Annotated in this window: 1 pseudogene; it reads right to left on the bottom strand. The window is 63.5% G+C overall.

Going from position 1 to position 403, the window contains the following annotated elements:
* A pseudogene (locus tag ELR45_RS40460) lies at nt 1-403 on the bottom strand (aminotransferase class I/II-fold pyridoxal phosphate-dependent enzyme); the annotation flags it as partial.

Genomic DNA, 403 nt, shown 5'->3' on the forward strand with positions numbered 1-403 from the left:
ATGGCGCGTTGAACCTCGCCGTCGAACCCGAGCAAGCCGTACGGATCGTCCTCGACGATCAACACACCCGCCTCCTGGCAGATGCTGAGGATCTCCCGCCGACGGTCAGCCTGCAGCGTCACACCGGCAGGGTTGTGGTAGTTCGGAATCGTGTAAAGAAACTTGATCGTGCGGCCACTCGCCTCGACTGCGGCGATCGCCTGGCGCACGCGCTCAGGTATCAGCCCATGATCGTCCATCTCGATGTGCACGACGTCTGCCTGGTACGAGCGGAACGTGCTGAGCGCACCGACATACGACGGCGCCTCCGCCAAGATGACGTCGCCCGGATCGATGAAGATCCGCGTCGTCAGATCGAGCGCTTGCTGCGACCCGACGGTGACCGTGACGTCGTCGGGATGGC

It is taken from the genome of Phytoactinopolyspora endophytica (genome assembly GCF_004138495.1).
GTDB lineage: Bacteria > Actinomycetota > Actinomycetes > Jiangellales > Jiangellaceae > Phytoactinopolyspora > Phytoactinopolyspora endophytica.